The organism is Salimicrobium halophilum, from assembly GCF_900100295.1.
GTDB lineage: Bacteria > Bacillota > Bacilli > Bacillales > Halobacillaceae > Salimicrobium > Salimicrobium halophilum.
On record NZ_FNEV01000001.1, the window covers coordinates 186,633 to 205,633 of the forward strand.

Below are 19,001 nucleotides of genomic sequence, written 5' to 3' on the forward strand. Positions count from 1 at the left end.
AAGAGGATGGAGGATAACTCTTTTGAAATGAATGGCAGGGGGGCGCTGGCGGACAAGCTGGAGAGTGACCAGTTGAACCGGACATTTGAATTCATTAAAACGAATTATGGAGAGTATTTGCCTTTCGGGGATACGAATGGCTGGAGAGGATGGCTCGAGACAGGTCCGAACATGAAAATGGATCATTGGTTGGAAGGGATACTCTCTTTTGTGCTGGATGAGATGGTGACGAATGTGTATCTCTTATCATCCTTATTGTTCTTGACTCTCCTCAGCACCCTTCTTCACACATTGACGCATGCGTTCAAAGATAAAGGCGTTCATCAGACCGGGAATCTGATCCTGGCCGTATTGCTCGTGACTCTGATCATCCAGAGTTTTGAAACCGTTCTTGAGTATACGTACGAGACGATCGATCAGATGAGCGCGTTCATGATCGGGATTTTACCTTTGTTGCTAGGTTTGATGGCTTCTTTGACTCATTCGGTCTCCGTAGCATTTTTTCACCCTTTCACCATAGTTATGATCCAATTCAGCAGCTTCTTTGTAAAGTTCGTCATTCTGCCTCTTTTTTTATCTTCGCTACTCTTGTCACTCGTGAGCACTCTTCATACAGAATACAAATTGGACAGGCTCGCCGATCTCTTCAAGAAATTGGCGATCGCTCTCCTCGGGATTTATATAACCATATTTGTAGGTGTTCTGTCAGTCCAGGGCACGTTCACAGCTGTTCAGGACGGGGTGACTCTTCGTACCGCACGTTTTGTCACCGGGAATTTCATACCGGTGTTCGGCCGGTTGTTCACCGATGCAGCTGATACGATCTTGCATGCGTCGCTCCTGTTGAAGAATACGCTGGGGGTTATTGGTCTTATCCTGTTGATGAGTATCGCTTTATTTCCGACCATCAAGGTTGCTATCATCGCTCTCATGTACCGGCTTGCCGCGGGTTTGCTGCAACCCCTGGGGGATACGCCAAGTGTGATGGCCATGGACGTTGTAGGGAAACATATCATTTTTGTATGTATCTCCTTATTCACCGTTTCCTTCATGTTCTTTCTTATGATTGTCATTCTGGTCGCTTCTAGTAACCTTACTGTTCTGTTCAGATGAAAGAAGGGGTATATGTGAGTTTCTGGTTCGATTGGTTGGGTAAAATCATCATTCTTATTTTCATCATCCTTATCGTCGACTCCCTCTTGCCCCAGGGGGAAACGAAAAGATACGTCAAATTCTCTGTTTCTTTGGTTTTTCTATTATTGATTCTCGAACCGGTGTTCAAATTGTTTTCTTTGGACCCGGAGCGGCTTCTCCGGGAACGATGGTGGGATGTGAATCAGACGGTCATCGAAGAGACAGGAGAAGATATTGAATTTCAAAAACAAGCATTAACGGAGGGACAAGAAGCATATACATTACAACAAACCAATGAAAAGATCCATTCGATGCTGGGTCCTGTACTTATGGAAGAGGGAGTCGTATTAGAAGGGGTAGAGATCAATGAAGAGGCAGAAGTGCTTATCCTGTCGGTTGATATGGAAGAAGGTTCCTTGAGTGTAGAGGAGATCGCCCGGATATCTTCTACAGTTTCAGAAGTACCGGAAACAGCAATCCAGGTGGAACGGGAGGAAGGGGGATGAAATGGGAAAAATGGAGAGACAAGGTGGAGGAATGGACGAGTGTACTGAACAGGCCGAAGTATCTTCTATTGATAGGAGGAGTAGGAGTGCTGCTGCTTCTGATAGGCAATGCTCTCTCCTTATCCGGAGACGAAGAGGAGACAGCAGAAGAAAAGATCCATAGGAAAGAAGGGGCTCTGGATAAAATAAAAGCTTATGAAACCTACTACGAGGAAGAATTGAAAACGATCCTTGAATCCATCAGTTTTGTGAGTGATGTTCAGGTGATGGTCAATGTCGATGCTACGGAAAAAATGATTTATGAAATGAATGAATCGACCCAAACTCAGGTGACGAAAGAAACAGACGAAGACAAACAGAGAAGGGTGGAAGATGAAGCGGTAGATAAGGAGCTCGCTGTCATCAATGAATCCGGCGAGAGTGGTCCCGTTGCCACGACGACGAAAAAACCGAATGTTAGTGGAGTTTCAGTGACGGCATCGGGTGTGGAGAATATCAAAGTGAAAGAGTGGGTGGTGGAAGCGGTCACGAGAGCACTTGACGTTCCGAGCCACCGTGTATCAGTGATTCCGAAGTAGGAGGGAAACCATGATAAAAAAACAGACAGTTTGGCTTTTGACGATGGTGAGTCTACTCGTTGTTCTGAGTGTTTATTACATGACCTCCCCAGATGGTGGGGAAATGACATTTCTTGAGGAAAACAATTGGAACAGTGCAGAAGGGGAAGACCCGGTAGTATCGAAGTTGACCGGAGACGAGCTTTTCTCTTCCATCAGGCTTGAGAAGGAAGCTACCCGTGACGAAAGGATGGAAGAGCTCTCAGCGGTAATTTCTTCTAGTAGTGCAACTCCCGAAGAAAAGGATGAGGCATTAGCGGCTCTTGAGAGAGAGAAAGAATTACAGGCGAAAGAAACGACGATGGAAGACAGCATCGCTTCCACTTTCGACTATGAAGATGTGCTGATCCAGTCCGGGGAAGAAGCGGTCGAAGTCAGCGTCATCACCGATCAGCTTCCTAAATCAGAAACCCGGGAAATGATGCAGATGGTAGCGGAAGAATTCGGAGAAGAAGATGTTTCGGTAAAATATCAACCGTCGAAATAACGCCTGAAGCCTTCGGCTGCCGAAGGCTTTTTTTATGTAATCGCTTTCCATTAAGTTGCAGGGTGAAAGTTTCTGTCGTAAAATAAGATAGAAATCATTGTGAACAGATTTTTTACATAAAGGAGTGCCCATTCATGTTAAAGGTACAGGAAATCAGAGAAATCATTAAATTGATCGATGAGTCGAGTATCCAGGAATTCGAATACGAATCCGGAGAAAGTAAAGTAACATTGAAAAAACAGGGAGGAGTAGCACCTGCCCCTGCCGCACCTGCGGTAGCAAATACAGAGGTCCAGCAGACGCCGGCCCCTGCTCCTGCCGCACCTCAGAAAGAAGAAGCACCGGTGACGGAAGAGAAATCCACGTCTCCGGAAGCGGCAGCAGAGGCATCCGAAGAGAAGGCCGTCGATTATGACTATGAGATCACATCACCGATGGTAGGAACGATTTATCATGCGCCGTCCCCGGAAGATGATCCTTACGTACAGGCAGGGGATAAAGTGAGTGACGATTCGGTCGTTTGTATCGTAGAAGCGATGAAATTATTTAACGAAATCGAAGCGGAAGTTTCAGGGGAAATCGTTGAAGTTCTAGTAAGCGATGGAGAATTGGTCGAATATAATCAACCGCTCTTCCGTGTGAAACGCTAAGGAGAGGTGGGAGATTTTGATTAAAAAAATATTAGTTGCCAACAGAGGAGAAATAGCTGTAAGAATCATTCGGGCATGCAGGGAGATGGACATAGAGACGGTTGCTGTCTACTCAGAGCCCGATCGTGAAGCCCTTCACGTACAAATTGCTGATGAAGCTTATTGCGTAGGACCTAAGCTGAGCAAAGATAGTTACTTGAACTATACCAACATTCTGAGCGCGGCCACGATGACCGGTGCAGACGCTATCCATCCGGGGTACGGATTCCTTTCGGAGAATGCTGAGTTCGCGGAGATGTGTGAAGAGTGCAATGTCACCTTCATCGGCCCGTCCGCTTATGCTATTCAGAAGATGGGTACCAAAGACGTAGCAAGGCAGACGATGGAGAATGCCGGAGTACCGGTCGTTCCAGGGTCTGACGGAATCATCGAGGATACGGAGGACGGAAAACGGGTAGCGGAAGAGATCGGTTATCCTGTCATCATTAAGGCTACTGCCGGCGGTGGCGGTAAAGGGATTCGCGTCGCCCGTGATGAGAAAGAACTGGTGGAAGGTATCCGGATGACCCAGCAGGAAGCGGAAACCTCTTTCGGAAACCCGGGAGTATATCTTGAGAAATATATCGAAGACTTCCGCCACGTGGAAATCCAGGTACTTGCGGATAACCATGGGAATGCCATTCATCTCGGAGAAAGAGACTGCTCGGTGCAGAGACGTCTTCAGAAGCTGATTGAAGAAACTCCTTCTCCGGCAATAACGGAAGATATCCGTCAAGAGATGGGAGACGCTGCTGTACAGGCTGCTCTGGCGGTCAACTATTCCGGGGCAGGAACCATCGAATTCATTTTCGATCACGTAGAAAAGAAATTCTATTTCATGGAAATGAATACGAGAATCCAGGTTGAACATCCGGTGACGGAAATGGTGACCGGTGTTGATCTTATCAAAGAACAGATCAAGGTCGCTTCAGACGAACCGTTATCTTATAAGCAGGAAGATATCACGTTTGAAGGTTGGGCCATTGAATGCCGAATCAATGCTGAGGACCCGTTCCGTAATTTCATGCCTTCCGCAGGTCGTATCGACATGTACCTGCCACCTGGAGGTTTCGGGGTAAGAGTGGATTCTGCAGCTTACCCTGGCTATATGATCCCTCCGTATTATGATTCCATGGTGGCTAAACTCATCACGTATGGAAAAGATAGAAAAGAAGCGATTGCCAAAATGAATCGCGCCTTAAGTGAATTTATCGTCGAAGGTGTTCATACAACGATTCCGTTCCATCAGCGCATGATGAACCACGAGGTTTTCGTAGGCGGAGATTTCAACACTAAATTTCTGGAGACTTATGCTGTTATGGATAGAGGAGAGGAGAAATCCTAATGGAAGATCAGCTTTTGAATGTAACAGAAAATTCAACACTCGGTTCCATTGAAATAGCGCCTGAGGTCATTGAAGTGATTGCCGGCATAGCTGTCTCTGAAGTTCCGGGCGTGGCGGAGATGAGAGGTAACTTCGCCTCCGGTGTCGCGGAGAAGCTCGGTAAGAAATCTCGTGGCAAAGGTGTGAAAGTGGACCTTCTTGAAGAAGGAGTTGTGATCGAGGCATACGTCGTCATGGACTATGGTATTTCGATTCCTGACGCAGCCGGAAAGATTCAGGAAAATACACAACAGGCACTGGAAAACATGACGTCTCTTACCGTTAAAGAAGTGAATGTGCACGTAGTCGGAGTGCAGATGGAAGGAAAAGAGACAGAAGCAGCAGAGTGAAAAGATCGGGGCCCAGGCTCCGATCTTTTTATTTTAGATATTGAATATACCTTTCATACTTCGATACAATTTTTCCTGTTGCAATCTTATTCGCATTTCCGGTGTGTAAATGATATGATTTTAACCGGATAGAGTTCGAAAGGGGAAAGATGATGAAAAGAAGGTTAGCAAGAGAAAAAGCGTTCCAAACGCTATTTCAGATGATTACAACGGATTTGAACCAACAGGCCGCAATGGATTATGTGCTGGAAGAAGAGGAGAACGATCCATTTCTGATTCAGCTCGTCGAGGGAGTCACTACCCATCAAAAAGAGTTGGATGAATGGGTTGCAGAGCATCTGGAGAACTGGTCGCTCGAACGCCTCCCTAAAGTAGAGAAAACGGTATTACGTATAGCAGTTTTTGAATTGAAGTATGAAGAAGATACGCCGACTCAAGTCGCTATAAACGAAGCGGTGGAATTAGCGAAAACATTCGGAGATGAGGCATCAGGGAAGTTCGTCAACGGTGTCTTGTCGAAAATGAACGAGTAACGAACAGGGGGGTCCATTGTGACAGCAGAAATCATTTACGGAAGTGAACTGGCTCAGGAAATCAGAGGGGAATTGAAAGAGGAAGTAGAACGGTTGCATCAGACAGGAGTACGTCCGAAACTTTCCGTGATCATCATTGGAGACGACCCTGCTTCCAAATCATATGTAAGAGGGAAACAGAAGGCTTCGAACAAAATCGGCATGGATGCCGACTTATGGGAGTACGACAGTTCTTTCACTGAACAGGAGCTATTGGATAAAATCTCGGAACTGAATGAAGATAAAGAAGTACACGGGATTCTTGTGCAGTTGCCTCTTCCTGAACATATCGATGAACAGAAAGTGATTGAAGCCATCGATCCCGCGAAAGATGTAGACGGCTTCCACCCTATTAGTGTCGGAAAGATGATGACAGGCCAGGACACATTCCTGCCATGCACACCTCATGGAATTATCGTTATGCTGGAGCGTGCCGGAATCCAGGTCGAAGGCAAACATGCAGTGATACTCGGCAGAAGTAATCTCGTAGGGAAGCCGGTCGGTCAGTTGCTTCTGAATAAAAATGCGACGGTTACGTACTGTCACTCGAGAACAGAGAACCTCCAGGAAATGACCAGACAGGCGGATATCCTTATCGTAGCCGTCGGAAGGCCTTCCATCATATCAAGCGAAGATATCAAAGAAGGAGCTGCAGTCATAGACGTTGGAGTGAACCGGGTGGACGGAAAGCTCACCGGAGATGTGGATTTCGAATCTGCCAAAGAAGTGGCTTCCTATTTGACTCCCGTACCTAAAGGAGTAGGACCGATGACCATCACGATGCTTTTGTATAACACGATCGAATCGGCGAAGAAATTCAATCGGTAAAGCTTGGAGGAGAGTAACGTGGAAGATCGTTATCTGACAGTAACGGCGTTGACGAAATATATCAAGCAGAAAATCAGCCGGGACTCACATCTGAAAGAAGTATGGCTCCGGGGGGAGATTTCTAATTTCAAACATCATAGTCGTGGCCACATGTATTTTTCAATGAAGGATGATCGTGCGCGCATTCAGACAGTGATGTTTGCAGGAAACAATAGGAATCTGACTTTCACCCCTGAAAACGGGATGAATGTGCTTATCCGTGGAGAAGTGAATGTATATGAACCGATGGGACAGTATCAGCTCTATGCTAAAGAAATGATACCGGATGGTGTGGGAGACTTGCACATCGCTTTTGAGCAGTTGAAAGAGAAACTGATGAAAGCCGGTGTTTTCTCTTCAGAGCATAAACGTCCCCTCCCTTCCATGCCTGTACATATCGGCATTGTCACTTCCCCTACAGGGGCGGCGATCCGTGACATCATGACTACGATAGAACGCAGGTTTCCTGTCGTGAGACTCTCGGTGCTTCCTGTTACGGTTCAGGGAAAGCAGGCGGCCTCTTCCGTTTCCCGTGCGATCGCTTATGCCAATGAGCGGCTGGACTGTGATGTTCTCATCGTCGGTCGCGGCGGAGGTTCAATCGAAGACTTATGGGGCTTCAATGAAGAAGAAGTGGCGATGGCTGTTTTCCGTTCTAAGATACCAATCATCTCAGCTGTCGGTCATGAAACGGATACGACGATCATTGATTTCGTTTCGGATTATCGTGCACCAACACCCACCGGGGCCGCGGAAATAGCCGTACCTGACTGGCGTGAGTTGAATCAACGGTTGATGGAACAGAACCGCAGATTGCAACAGACCCTTGATCAAAAATTGGAAAACGCAAGGACCCGTCTTTCGAATATGGAGAAATCGTACGCTTTCAAATATCCGAAACAGCTGACCAGACAGAAGGAGCAGGACCTCGACCGGGTGATGGATCGGTTCCATACTTCCGGAGAAAGACTTTTCAAAGATAAAAGAGAGGAAGTGAACCGAATCACTTCCCGACTGTTTCAGGTAAGACCGGATAAACAAGTGGAAAGAGAAGAAACGAGGCGTCGTCAGCTTGATGAGCGTTTGAAGAAACAAATGTCACAGATCGTGAAGGACAAAACGAATCACTGGCGTTCGACGGTTCAGCAATTGTCTCTTCTTAACCCGCTCGAGATCATGGATCGTGGCTATGCGCTCCCTTTTAACGAAAAAAAAGAGCTTGTAAAATCCGTAAAGGACGTAACGAACGGTGATACAATGTCTGTACAAGTGAAGGACGGTTTTATCTACAGCGAAGTCATTGGACGGGAGGAAGAGGAATATGAGTGAGAACAAAGAACAATCATTTGAAGAGAATATGAAACAACTGGAAGAAATCGTGGAGAAACTGGAATCCGGCGATGTCCCACTTGAAAAAGCGATCCAGTATTATCATGAAGGTATGAAGTTATCGAAAGTGTGCAATGATAAATTGACGAATGTGGAAGGTCAAATGAAGCAAATACTTAACGAACATGGAGAATTTGAGTCGTTCGATGTGCAGGAGGATGAATAGTGGATCAACAATACATCCTGGAACAAAAGGCGTGGATCGATAAGGAGATATATAAGGGGATAGAACAAGCTACATCGGAGGGGAGACTCCGCGATTCGATTTTGTATTCGATGAGAGCCGGCGGAAAGCGACTCAGACCGTTGTTGATGAAAAATACCTTTGATTCTTTCACTAAAAAGAACGCTTCTTATATCTCCGCAGCGATTGCCCTGGAAATGATTCATACGTATTCCCTGATCCATGACGATTTGCCTGCGATGGATGACGATGATACCAGAAGAGGCATGAAAACGAACCACCGGGAATTTGATGAAGCAACCGCTATCCTTGCCGGGGATTCCCTGTTGACGATGAGTTTCGAAACCATCAGTTCTGATGAAAACCTCTCCTCCGAAGAGAAGGTATTTCTGATAAAAGAGCTATCACGGGCCGCGGGGCCGAGAGGCATGGTTTCCGGTCAGATGTGGGATATGGAATACGAGAATCAGGAGACGGATGTTGATACACTGAAAACGATCCATCTGAACAAGACGGGCAGACTGATCGCATTCTCCATGGTGGCTGGAGGTTATTTGGCTGGAGTCGGTGCAAAGAAAATCGAGAAATTGAGAAGAGCCGGCGAAGCTGTAGGTCTCATTTTCCAGATTCAGGATGACATACTCGATGTCACCGGAGACAAGGATAAGCTCGGCAAACCTGTCGGGAGTGACGAAACAAATGAAAAGAGTACGTATCCGAAGCTTATGGGTCTTGAAGGTGCTAAACAGGAAAAGCGTAAGTATGAAGAAGAAGTGGATTCTCTGCTAAAAGACTTACAAGCTGAAAATACGCCGCTTGCAGAGCTCATAGCTTATATGAGTCAACGGGAATACTGATGTAATTTCTTTGAGACATAATCCGGAATGTGATATATTAAAATTAACCAAGGAATGGTGCAGTATTCTAGTCAGTCCTCCGTTCCTGAAGGCGGGCCTAAAAATCCGCCAAAGGGCATATCGATGAAGTTCCTTGTGCCGGCTTGAGGCGCCCAGCCTTGGGTCGGTGCTGGGAGTTAAGGTTGAGGGGCGATCCACAAAGGCATGTGGGCGTTGACCCCGCTTCCGCGGAGGCCCATCTTTGTAAGGAAAGCTGAGCCAGTTTTCTTTATGAAATGGGGTATGAACCTGCGTCATATGGAGTAATATCTGTATGCGCAGCGTAGCCTGCCTTGAGTGGCTGCGAGGGGATTACAGTATTTCAGAATTCATATTTAGATGGCCATTAAAATATGGATTCGTTCCCGCTGTATGAAATCGAAGCTGCAAAAGAGGCTAAGGAACGGCCGAAGGCTGCCGGAGAAATTCCCTAGACTGTTCGAATGGACGGAAAACAGCGATTATAGTGTGGACTGAGTGGTAATCCAGTCCGAGTGACGGAAACGCACTCGATCCGGTTTTAAAGGGGAACCGCCAGAATGGTGACATTCGGTAACCGGATGGGAAAACCTACTGGACCTAAGCCGCAATTTTTACCTGTTTTCCGACCATTCCTTTGTACATAACTATGTCACCCGAAAATCGAGGTAATCCATGAAACCAAAATTGAAACGTTCTTTAAGATTTAGTTTGACTATTGCCGTTATCACATTTGTGTTAGCGGCTATTTTTTCCGTCATTTCTTCATCCCTGTTAAATGGCATGCCATGGATGATAGGACTCATCCTTGTGTTCATCATCGTGCTGACCGGGGTGACTTTCGATATGCTTGGGATTGCGGCCACAGCGGGACAGGAGGCCCCTTTCCATTCGATGGCATCAGAAAAGGTTTCCGGAGCGAAAGAGGCGGTTATAATAGTAAGAAACGCCGATCGGTTTGCGACTTTCTGTAACGACGTAATCGGCGATATTGCAGGGATTATCAGTGGAACGGCCTCTGCGGTCGTGGTGCTTCAGCTTGCTATCGCTTTTGGCAATGGAGACGGCTCTACCTTACAGCTGGTCCTTTCTGTTATAATGACAAGTATCATAGCTGCATTAACAGTTGGAGGTAAAGCGATCGGGAAGTATCTTGCGATCAACTATTCGACGAATATCATCTTTTTTGCCGCAAGAATCATCGCTAAGATAGAAAAGTATACAAAATGGAAAGTACTATCAAAATAGTATACGGTAATCATTGTTCTAAATGAAGGAGGTCCACGGATGGATCTGAATAATATCAAAGACCCTTCTGTTGTTAAGGATTTATCACCAGAAGAATTAACTCACTTAGCCCAGGAAGTAAGGGAATTTTTAATCAACAATTTATCCTCGACAGGAGGTCATCTCGGAGCGAACCTTGGAGTCGTTGAGCTTACACTGGCACTTCATCGTATCTTCGAGAGCCCACGGGACAGATTTCTGTTCGATGTCGGACACCAGTCTTACATCCATAAAATTCTGACAGGACGTGGCAAAGAGTTCGATTCTCTTCGTCAATACCAGGGATTATGCGGCTTTCCGAAACGGAATGAGAGTGAGCATGATGTGTGGGAAACCGGACATAGCTCAACGTCGCTATCAGCAGCTATGGGGATGGCTATTGCGAGAGACCTGAAAAATGAAAACCATTCGGTAGTTCCTATCATAGGAGACGGGGCGCTCACGGGTGGTATGGCTCTAGAAGCCCTCAACCATATCGGGCATGAGAAGAAAAATGTAACCGTTATCCTTAATGACAATGAAATGTCCATTGCTAAAAACGTCGGAGCTCTCCATGGAGCGTTAGGACGGATGAGAAGTGCAGGTCGCTATAATCGTGCGAAAGACGACCTCGAATGGATTTTGAAGAAGATTCCTGCGATCGGAGGCAAGGTAGCGTCTACGGCTGAACGTCTGAAGGACTCCATGAAGTACTTCGTAGTACCTGGAATGTTTTTCGAAGAGCTCGGTTTCACTTACTACGGTCCAGTAGATGGTCATGATTTCGATGATCTGGAAGAAAACCTGGAATACGCCAGAAAAACAGAAGGACCTGTGATTGTCCATGTAATGACCCAAAAAGGGAAGGGATACCAGCCTGCTGAATCGGATGTGAAGGATAAATGGCACGGGGTCGGCCCTTATAAGATCGATTCAGGGGAGAAGATCAAGCCCGCGGATGCCCCTCCTGCGTGGAGTGAAGTGATCAGTGAGGCTTTACGCAGAGAAGCTCGTACGGATGATAGAATTGTAGCGGTGACGCCGGCGATGATTCTCGGTTCTAAGCTTGAAAAATTCGGGGATGAGTTCCCTGATCGTCTCTTTGACGTAGGGATCGCGGAACAGCATGCTACGACGATGTCCGCTGGTCTGGCTACGCAAGGAATGAAGCCGTTTCTTGCTATCTATTCAACATTCCTGCAGCGCGGCTATGATCAGGTCATCCATGATGTCGCGCGTCAGAACCTGAATGTCATTTTCGGAATTGACCGTGCCGGATTGGTAGGAGCCGACGGCGAGACCCACCAGGGTGTGTTCGATATCGCTTTCTTACGCTCCGTTCCGAACATCACCCTTATGATGCCGAAAGATGAAAATGAAGCCCAACACATGGTGCACACTGCAGCGCAGTATGACGATGGTCCGATTGCCATCAGGTATCCGAGAGGAAATGCGTTAGGTGTGGATGTCGATGCGGATCCGAAACCGATAGAGATCGGCTCGTGGGAGACGCTCGAAAAAGGGACGGACGCTGTTATTTTGACTTTCGGTACAACGATCCCGCTTGCTTTGGAAGCAAGGGAACAACTGGAGTCCCGAGGAGTACAAGTCGAGGTTGTGAATGCCAGGTTCATGAAACCGATGGACGAAGCGAAGCTCCACGAGATTTTTGAACGGGACATTCCTGTAATAACTATGGAGGAAGCAGTATTGCAGGGCGGCTTCGGTTCCGCTGTGCTGGAATTCCAGAGCGACCACGGTTATGTAAATCAGCGCGTCCATCGTATAGGGTTGCCCGATCGCTTTATTGAACATGGCAGCGTCAAAGATCTATGGAAGGAAGTCGGTCTGACAGTTGAGAAAGTTGTAGAAAGCGTTCAGGAATCGTTACCGACCACCGAAAAAAGGGCTTAGACTATGGCGAAAAAAGTGAGATTAGATACGCTACTGGTAGAAAAAGGCTTAGCGGAAACGCGGGAAAAAGCGAAAAGAACAATCATGGCAGGACTCGTGTTTTCTGAGCAGCAGCGGCTCGATAAGCCAGGCCAAAAGGTAGAAGAAACCATCGATCTTACGGTGAAAGGAAAAGCGATACCTTATGTGAGCAGGGGCGGGTTGAAGTTAGAGAAAGCCCTCTCCTGCTTTTCTCTTGAGCTGAAGGACAAAATAATGATGGATATCGGTTCTTCGACCGGAGGTTTTACGGACTGTGGCCTTCAAAACGGAGTGAAATTAAGTTATGCCATCGATGTCGGCTACAATCAATTGGACTGGCGTTTAAGGAATCATGAGCAGGTCGTGGTGATGGAGCGGACCAATTTCCGCTATGTGACAAGCGATGACTTGCCTTATGGGTTACCTGAAATTGCCACGATCGATGTTTCGTTCATTTCGTTGAAACTCATTCTCCCTGTACTCGCTCAACTATTGAAACAGGGCGGGGATGTAGCTGCGCTGATCAAACCTCAATTTGAGGCAGGTAGAGAGCAAGTAGGTAAGAAAGGGATCATCCGAGACGCTGATATTCATGAACAAGTGCTTATGGAGATTCTTACATTTGCGGCAGGTCTCGGGTTCGAAACGAGAGGTCTGACATTTTCGCCGATTACGGGCGGAGACGGAAATATCGAATTTCTTGCTCATTGGAACTATACGGGTAGCGGCAGTGCAGTAGGAAAAGGGATCGATGAGTCGTGGGTGAAAGAAATCGTAGCAGAAGCTCATGACCAATTGAAGAAAATGTAAGTGGCGGAGATGGGAGGTCACAACTTATGACGCTGAGTAAAGGTCAAAGGCATATTAAGATTCGTGAACTAATTACTGGTGAAAACATAGAAACACAGGATGATCTTGTGAATCGATTGAAAGAACTCGGCTATAACGTCACGCAGGCAACTGTGTCCAGGGATATCAAAGAATTACACCTGGTGAAAGTTCCTGTCGTTGACGGGAAGTATAAATATAGCCTTCCGGCGGATCAACGTTTCAATCCGTTAGAGAAATTAAAACGTATGATGATGGATTCGTTTGTGAGTATCGACCGCTCCGGCCATTTCATTGTGCTGAAGACGCTCCCGGGGAATGCCCATGCTGTAGGAGCACTTATCGATAATCTCGACTGGGAAGAGATCATGGGGACGATTTGCGGAGACGATACGTGTCTTATTATCTGCAGAGCAGAGAATCAAACGGAAGAAGTCAGTGACCAGCTATTGAATATGTTGTAAGTGAAGGGGTTTAGGTCATGCTAACTGAATTGACGATCAGAGATTTTGCTATTATAGATCATGTTTCTCTTACGCTGAAGGACGGGCTTACCGTCCTTACCGGAGAAACAGGGGCTGGAAAGTCGATCATTATTGACTCCATCCAGCTTTTGACCGGTGCCAGGGGATCTGTGGAGTTCGTGCGTCATGGCGCGAAACGTGCGGAGATTGAAGGATTGTTCATCGTAGGGGATGACCATTCTGTGTATGCAAAAGGTGAAGAGTTCGGCGTCGATATCGAAGAAGACGGAATGGTCGTTTTGCAACGCTCCATCACTCATCAGGGGAAAAGCATCTGCAGAGTGAATGGAAAGCTTGTGACCCTGGGAATTCTAAAGGAGTTCGGTAAAGCACTGATCGATATCCACAGTCAGCATGAAACGCAATCGTTGATGGATCCTGAACGCCACATCGAATTGCTTGATACGTATGCCGAAGATGAACTGAAACAGCCGAAGCAGGAATATAAGAAGCATTATGAAACATACCGGTCGTTGAAAAAGAGATACAAGGAACTGAGCGATAATGAACAGGAGATGGCTCAGCGTCTTGATCTGTTGCAGTTTCAATGGAATGAACTCGAAGAAGCGAAACTGGAGCCGAAAGAGGACGAGGAACTTTCAGAAGAAAGGAACAAGCTCTCTAATTTCGAGAAGATCTACTCCGGATTGAATGATGCGTATGAGGCGTTATATGGAGAACAGAAAGGCATGGATTGGTTATCGCATGCGATGATGTCTCTGGATGCGACAGCGGATTACGATGAGACGTACCAGCGTATGTCTGAAGAACTGTCCAATTCGTATTATCTGGTGGAAGAGCTTACCTTCCGACTGAGTACGGAAATGGAAGGGCTGGAATTCGATCCGGAACGTCTCGACGAAATCGAGGAGCGTCTGAATGAAATCAACCGGCTGAAAAGGAAATACGGGCAATCAGTGGAAGAGATCCTCGAGTATAAGGATAAAGTGGAAGAAGAAATTGATGAGATCAACAACAAAGACTCTTTCCTCTCCAAGCTCGAAACGGAAATCGAGGATGTTACGGAGGACCTTCTTCTGGAAGCTCGCCATATCCATGATATCCGTACAGAAGCATCGAAGCAGCTTACAGAAGCCGTCCATGAGGAATTGAAGGATTTATATCTGGAGAAAGCGGTATTTGATGTGAAAGTGGAGAAGAAGCAAGGGAAACAGGATGATCCTTTATTGAAGAATCAGCAAGTATCCCTTTCCTCTTCCGGTTTTGATGAAGTGAAGTTTCTGATTACGACAAATCCCGGAGAACCGATGAAGCCGCTTCATAAAATAGCTTCAGGCGGAGAAATGTCGAGAATCATGCTTGCGTTGAAACAGATATTTTCGAGACATCAGGGTATCACGAGTGTCATTTTTGATGAGGTGGATACGGGAGTTAGTGGTCGAGTCGCTCAAGCAATCGCTGAGAAGATTTTCAAAATATCTGTCGACTCTCAGGTGCTTTGTATATCTCATCTCCCCCAAGTAGCTGCTATGGCTGATACCCATGTTCGAATTATGAAGAATGTCAGGGATAACAAAACGAAAACGAAAGCGAAAGAACTGAATACGAATGAAAAAGTGGAAGAAGTGGCAAGAATGATCAGCGGTACGGAATTGACGGAAACCACGTTACAAAATGGACGGGAGCTTCTCAATCTTGCCGAATCCTTCAAGGCCGACACCTAAGAAAAGTACCTTCGGGGTGCTTTTCTTTTTTTGATGAAACAATCCAGGTGATTATCGTAAGCCTTTTGACAATCTCTGCTTATGTTTCATTGATTAGGCTTGTTTAAGAGTGGCGCAAAACGACCATAGTAAGCATAATTCCTTCGCGAAATAAGCGAACGGAGAAGGAGTGTGAAAAATGTGTCGTTAAAGCGTTTCATGTTAGTAATAATTATAAGTTGTCTCGCGATTGCTGTTCCGGGACTTGCCACTCCGTTACCGACTTCAGCGGAAGAAGTGAAGATGGAGAACTTGTCTCTGATACCCGGAGGAGACTCTGTCGGAATCGAACTGAATACGAATGGAGTAGTTATCATGGGCAAAAATCCGGAAGCTCCGGCGGGCTTCCTGAAAAAGGTGAAAGAAGGAGACATCATCAAGAAAGCGGATGGGCATTCTTTATCTAATGTGCAACAACTTTCCTCCATTATACAAAAAGCGGGAAAGAAGGAGCGTCCTTTATCCCTGGAAATGACTCGTGGATCGGATTCTTTTGAAGCGAGTGTACGTCCGTATCAGAATGAATCATCGGACTATGCAATAGGTCTATATGTAAAGGATAAAATTTCAGGTATAGGTACGTTGACTTTCACGAATCCAAAAGATGACTCTTTCGGAGCTCTCGGTCACGTGATCCGACAACCCGGGATTGCGAATTCAAAAGAAGTGGATGAAGGGACGATTGCGCGTTCGAATGTCACATCCATTCGCAGAGGGGAAGAGGGAATGCCAGGAGAGAAACATGCGGAATTCGATGTGAGTTCCGATAAAATGGGGGTTGTGTCGATAAATTCCTCCTTCGGTGTATTCGGGAAATTGAACAAAAAAGATGCGAAATTGGAGGAACGCTCGGCCTTACCGGTGAAACGTGCGGCTGACGTAAAAAAAGGTCCTGCGAAAATCAGAACGGTAGTCGAAGGGGATAAAATCGAGGAATATGACATCGAAATCGTAGAAAATAACCCTGACTCCAAACCGTCGACAAAAGGATTAGTAATCAAAATAACTGATGAACGATTATTGGAACAGACGGGTGGAATTGTGCAAGGAATGAGTGGCAGTCCGATCATTCAGGATGATCATATCGTTGGTGCAGTCACTCACGTATTCGTCAACGACTCCACATCCGGATATGGGGTTCATATCGAATGGATGATCGAAGAATCGATGAATAAATAATTGAGGAAGAAATCCCCGGTCGTGCGGGGATTTCCTTTTTGTGGATGTTTTTTTGTCGAAAAAAGTCGAAATGGGTAGAAATATAAAGAAAATGAAAGATATTGAAAGGAAAACAGAGTTATTTTAAAAAATTCATCTTTCTTAGAAGGAATAGTCCCCCAACCTGTCGAATAAGTTACAATGAGAAAAATTGACAGGAGGAGTTTTAAATGGAAGCAATTCGCGTATGTTTCGCTGATGATAATCAGGAATTGATGGATATGATGGTGGAGTATGTAGGGGACGAGCATGATTTGGAAGTGGCAGGTACGGCATATAATGGAAGAGATTGTCTGGAGATGGTGGAAGAAAAGAAACCGGATGTGCTAGTACTTGATATCATTATGCCTCATCTGGATGGGATTGCTGTGCTTCAGGAATTGAGAAAAGAGAACTCGAAGATGGATGTTATCGTACTTACAGCTTTCGGACAGGAAGAAGTGACGAAAAAAGCCGGGAACTTAGGCGCCTCTTACTTTATGATGAAACCGTTCGATCTGGATCAGCTTGTCGAACAGATCAGACAGATGAAACGTAACAAAGACCCTATCCAAAGAGCGGTAGGAGTCAGCTATCAGGAGTCGAAAAAGCCTGATCTTGATACGAGTATCACGCATATCATCCACGAAGTCGGAGTTCCTGCGCATATCAAAGGCTATATGTACTTAAGAGAAGCGATCACAATGGTGTACCAGGACATCGAGCTGCTCGGATCGATCACGAAAATTCTGTATCCGGAGATTGCGAAAAAGTTCAATACGACTGCGTCTCGCGTGGAGAGAGCCATCCGACATGCCATCGAAGTGGCCTGGAACAGGGGAAGCATCGAAGCGATTTCGTCGCTGTTCGGGTACACGATTTCCTCTTCGAAAGCAAAACCTACAAACAGTGAATTCATCGCCATGGTCGCAGACCGGCTTCGTTTGGAGCATAGGGCATCATAATTGGATTTGGGAAGGCCTCTTCTACTCTCATGAAGGTAGAAGAGGTTTTTTTCTTTCTTATACGAGTATTTCCGGTTCAATTTTTGTATAGTTATGTGATAAAATTTTAAATTGTCTAATTCTTTTACTAAACAAACAAGGAGATGTACATATGAAGGTAGTAAAATTCGGAGGAAGTTCTGTAGCAAGTGCGACTCAACTGCAACAAGTGACCAGCATTCTCGAAGGAGATGCGGATAGAAAGATCGTCGTCGTATCCGCACCCGGGAAGCGCGGCAGTGACGATGAAAAAGTAACGGATCTTCTGATCAAAATCGGCGAATCCTTCGAAGTCGGAAAAAAAGATGAGAAAGCATATGAGCAGGTGATCGACCGGTTCAGGGAAATCGTCGAGGAATTGGGGCTTCCGGAAGAGACTCTTGCCACCATCCAGGGTCGTATTGATGAAGGAATTGCGATGATTGAAAGAGGAGCGTCCAACGGAATGGACGCATTGAAAGCATGCGGGGAGGACGGTACGGCTCTGATGCTGAGTGCTTATCTTCAAAACCGTGACCATAAAGCTTCTTATGTGCATCCTCAGGAAGCGGGAATCCTCCTGAAGGATGAACCGGGCGGAGCGTTAGTACTCGAAGAAAGCTTCGATAAGCTTTATGAGCTGCGTCAGAAAGAAGGGATCCTCGTCATTCCTGGATTTTTCGGTTATACGAAGGAAGGCAAGCTCATCACTTTCTCCCGCGGTGGATCCGATATTACCGGGTCTATTGTCGCCGCTGGTGTGCAGGCGGATCTGTACGAAAACTTCACAGACGTGGACTCTGTCTACTGTGTGAACCCGGCTATCGTGGATAATCCGAAAGAGATGAAATACCTGACTTACCGGGAAATGCGTGAGCTATCTTACGCAGGATTCTCGGTCTTCCACGATGAAGCGTTGATTCCAGCCTTCAAGAAACGGATTCCGGTGTGTATCAAGAATACGAATAATCCGGAAGCACCGGGGACGATGATCGTTGCCGATCGTGAAGATACCGACGGTGATGTCGTTGGAATTGCCAGTGATGATGGATTCATCACGATTTATGTAAGCAAGTATCTGATGAACCGTGAAATCGGGTTCGGACGTCGTCTGCTTCAGATCCTTGAAGATGAAGGCGTTTCTTTTGAGCATGCTCCTTCCGGAATCGATGATATGTCCGTCATTCTGCGTGAGACGGCTCTTCCGAAAGAAAAAGAAGAGATCGTCATCCGCCGGATCAAAGAGGAACTGGAAGTGGACATGGTGGAAGTGGAACGGGACATGGCTATGATCATGATTGTCGGAGAAGGCATGAACCAGCGTGTAGGAGTCGCAAGCAAAGCGACGCAGGCCTTCAAGAATGCGAACGTCAATTTGGAGATGATCAACCAGGGATCTTCGGAGGTTTCCATGATGTTCGGTATTCACGCGGAAGGGATAGAAAGAGCGGTACGTGAATTGTATAATGTGTATTTCACCTGAGAAAAAG

Annotated in this window: 20 protein-coding genes; all 20 read left to right on the forward strand. The window is 46.3% G+C overall.

Features of this window, described 5'->3' with window-relative positions; genetic code table 11:
• Positions 1–6 precede the first annotated feature (6 nt).
• The 20 genes from spoIIIAE to BLQ44_RS01130 all read left to right on the forward strand — a co-directional run bounded on the left by spoIIIAE (position 7) and on the right by BLQ44_RS01130 (position 18,994).
• Positions 7–1,113: a stage III sporulation protein AE gene (gene spoIIIAE, locus BLQ44_RS01035; RefSeq protein WP_093190967.1), complete on the forward strand. Its 1,107-nt coding sequence runs from the start codon at positions 7–9 to the stop codon at positions 1,111–1,113.
• 14 nt (positions 1,114–1,127) lie between these two features.
• The gene (gene spoIIIAF, locus BLQ44_RS01040) at positions 1,128–1,640 is read left to right on the forward strand and encodes a stage III sporulation protein AF (protein WP_176757383.1); all 513 of its coding nucleotides are present in this window, start codon (positions 1,128–1,130) and stop codon (positions 1,638–1,640) included.
• Entirely contained in the window at positions 1,637–2,218 is a 582-nt protein-coding gene (gene spoIIIAG / locus BLQ44_RS01045) for a stage III sporulation protein AG (RefSeq protein ID WP_093190972.1), read from the forward strand. The genes spoIIIAF and spoIIIAG overlap by 4 nt, the downstream gene beginning before the upstream one ends.
• 10 nt (positions 2,219–2,228) lie before the next feature.
• Complete coding sequence (locus BLQ44_RS01050) at positions 2,229–2,744, forward strand: SpoIIIAH-like family protein (protein WP_093190975.1); 516 nt, start codon at positions 2,229–2,231, stop codon at positions 2,742–2,744.
• A 134-nt stretch (positions 2,745–2,878) separates the two neighbouring features.
• Positions 2,879–3,394 carry an acetyl-CoA carboxylase biotin carboxyl carrier protein gene (gene accB / locus BLQ44_RS01055; RefSeq protein ID WP_093190977.1) on the forward strand — a complete coding sequence of 172 codons (516 nt, stop codon included), beginning with the start codon at positions 2,879–2,881 and terminating at the stop codon, positions 3,392–3,394.
• Positions 3,395–3,410: 16 nt separating this feature from the next.
• A complete protein-coding gene (gene accC / locus BLQ44_RS01060) occupies positions 3,411–4,778 on the forward strand; it encodes an acetyl-CoA carboxylase biotin carboxylase subunit (protein ID WP_093190980.1) in 1,368 nt (455 codons plus the stop codon).
• Entirely contained in the window at positions 4,778–5,167 is a 390-nt protein-coding gene (locus BLQ44_RS01065; protein ID WP_093190982.1) for an Asp23/Gls24 family envelope stress response protein, read from the forward strand. Before accC ends, BLQ44_RS01065 begins: the two co-directional genes overlap by 1 nt.
• Positions 5,168–5,319: 152 nt before the next feature.
• Complete coding sequence (nusB, locus tag BLQ44_RS01070; protein WP_093190985.1) at positions 5,320–5,700, forward strand: transcription antitermination factor NusB; 381 nt, start codon at positions 5,320–5,322, stop codon at positions 5,698–5,700.
• An 18-nt stretch (positions 5,701–5,718) separates the two neighbouring features.
• Positions 5,719–6,567 (forward strand): bifunctional methylenetetrahydrofolate dehydrogenase/methenyltetrahydrofolate cyclohydrolase FolD, encoded by an 849-nt coding sequence (folD, locus tag BLQ44_RS01075; protein WP_093190988.1) that lies wholly within the window; start codon positions 5,719–5,721, stop codon positions 6,565–6,567.
• An 18-nt stretch (positions 6,568–6,585) separates the two neighbouring features.
• On the forward strand, positions 6,586–7,935 hold the full coding sequence (xseA, locus tag BLQ44_RS01080) for an exodeoxyribonuclease VII large subunit (protein WP_093190990.1): 1,350 nt from the start codon (positions 6,586–6,588) through the stop codon (positions 7,933–7,935).
• Entirely contained in the window at positions 7,928–8,161 is a 234-nt protein-coding gene (locus BLQ44_RS01085; protein ID WP_093190993.1) for an exodeoxyribonuclease VII small subunit, read from the forward strand. Before xseA ends, BLQ44_RS01085 begins: the two co-directional genes overlap by 8 nt.
• Complete coding sequence (locus tag BLQ44_RS01090; RefSeq protein ID WP_093190995.1) at positions 8,161–9,036, forward strand: polyprenyl synthetase family protein; 876 nt, start codon at positions 8,161–8,163, stop codon at positions 9,034–9,036. The genes BLQ44_RS01085 and BLQ44_RS01090 overlap by 1 nt, the downstream gene beginning before the upstream one ends.
• Positions 9,037–9,729: 693 nt before the next feature.
• Positions 9,730–10,302 (forward strand): hypothetical protein, encoded by a 573-nt coding sequence (locus BLQ44_RS01095; RefSeq protein ID WP_093190998.1) that lies wholly within the window; start codon positions 9,730–9,732, stop codon positions 10,300–10,302.
• Positions 10,303–10,341: 39 nt separating this feature from the next.
• Positions 10,342–12,234 carry a 1-deoxy-D-xylulose-5-phosphate synthase gene (gene dxs / locus BLQ44_RS01100; protein ID WP_093191000.1) on the forward strand — a complete coding sequence of 631 codons (1,893 nt, stop codon included), beginning with the start codon at positions 10,342–10,344 and terminating at the stop codon, positions 12,232–12,234.
• Positions 12,235–12,237: 3 nt separating this feature from the next.
• Positions 12,238–13,065 (forward strand): TlyA family RNA methyltransferase, encoded by an 828-nt coding sequence (locus BLQ44_RS01105; RefSeq protein WP_093191003.1) that lies wholly within the window; start codon positions 12,238–12,240, stop codon positions 13,063–13,065.
• A gap of 32 nt (positions 13,066–13,097) precedes the next feature.
• The gene (ahrC, locus tag BLQ44_RS01110; protein ID WP_093191997.1) at positions 13,098–13,547 is read left to right on the forward strand and encodes a transcriptional regulator AhrC/ArgR; all 450 of its coding nucleotides are present in this window, start codon (positions 13,098–13,100) and stop codon (positions 13,545–13,547) included.
• Positions 13,548–13,564: 17 nt separating this feature from the next.
• Positions 13,565–15,292, forward strand: coding sequence for a DNA repair protein RecN (gene recN / locus BLQ44_RS01115; protein ID WP_093191005.1), 1,728 nt, complete (start codon positions 13,565–13,567; stop codon positions 15,290–15,292).
• Positions 15,293–15,472: 180 nt separating this feature from the next.
• Positions 15,473–16,510, forward strand: coding sequence for a SpoIVB peptidase (spoIVB, locus tag BLQ44_RS01120; RefSeq protein WP_093191008.1), 1,038 nt, complete (start codon positions 15,473–15,475; stop codon positions 16,508–16,510).
• 209 nt (positions 16,511–16,719) lie between these two features.
• Positions 16,720–17,493 (forward strand): sporulation transcription factor Spo0A, encoded by a 774-nt coding sequence (spo0A, locus tag BLQ44_RS01125; protein ID WP_093191010.1) that lies wholly within the window; start codon positions 16,720–16,722, stop codon positions 17,491–17,493.
• A 151-nt stretch (positions 17,494–17,644) separates the two neighbouring features.
• Entirely contained in the window at positions 17,645–18,994 is a 1,350-nt protein-coding gene (locus BLQ44_RS01130; protein ID WP_093191013.1) for an aspartate kinase, read from the forward strand.
• Positions 18,995–19,001 lie beyond the last annotated feature (7 nt).

Bases quoted from the DNA above. Each gene is read 5' to 3' on its own strand.
- spoIIIAE (WP_093190967.1), top strand. From the start codon at position 7: ATGGAGGATAACTCTTTTGAAATGAATGGCAGGGGGGCGCTGGCGGAC.
- spoIIIAG (WP_093190972.1), top strand. From the start codon at position 1,637: ATGAAATGGGAAAAATGGAGAGACAAGGTGGAGGAATGGACGAGTGTA.
- BLQ44_RS01050 (WP_093190975.1), top strand. From the start codon at position 2,229: ATGATAAAAAAACAGACAGTTTGGCTTTTGACGATGGTGAGTCTACTC.
- accB (WP_093190977.1), top strand. From the start codon at position 2,879: ATGTTAAAGGTACAGGAAATCAGAGAAATCATTAAATTGATCGATGAG.
- BLQ44_RS01065 (WP_093190982.1), top strand. From the start codon at position 4,778: ATGGAAGATCAGCTTTTGAATGTAACAGAAAATTCAACACTCGGTTCC.
- nusB (WP_093190985.1), top strand. From the start codon at position 5,320: ATGAAAAGAAGGTTAGCAAGAGAAAAAGCGTTCCAAACGCTATTTCAG.
- BLQ44_RS01085 (WP_093190993.1), top strand. From the start codon at position 7,928: ATGAGTGAGAACAAAGAACAATCATTTGAAGAGAATATGAAACAACTG.
- BLQ44_RS01095 (WP_093190998.1), top strand. From the start codon at position 9,730: ATGAAACCAAAATTGAAACGTTCTTTAAGATTTAGTTTGACTATTGCC.
- dxs (WP_093191000.1), top strand. From the start codon at position 10,342: ATGGATCTGAATAATATCAAAGACCCTTCTGTTGTTAAGGATTTATCA.
- BLQ44_RS01105 (WP_093191003.1), top strand. From the start codon at position 12,238: ATGGCGAAAAAAGTGAGATTAGATACGCTACTGGTAGAAAAAGGCTTA.
- recN (WP_093191005.1), top strand. From the start codon at position 13,565: ATGCTAACTGAATTGACGATCAGAGATTTTGCTATTATAGATCATGTT.
- spo0A (WP_093191010.1), top strand. From the start codon at position 16,720: ATGGAAGCAATTCGCGTATGTTTCGCTGATGATAATCAGGAATTGATG.
- BLQ44_RS01130 (WP_093191013.1), top strand. From the start codon at position 17,645: ATGAAGGTAGTAAAATTCGGAGGAAGTTCTGTAGCAAGTGCGACTCAA.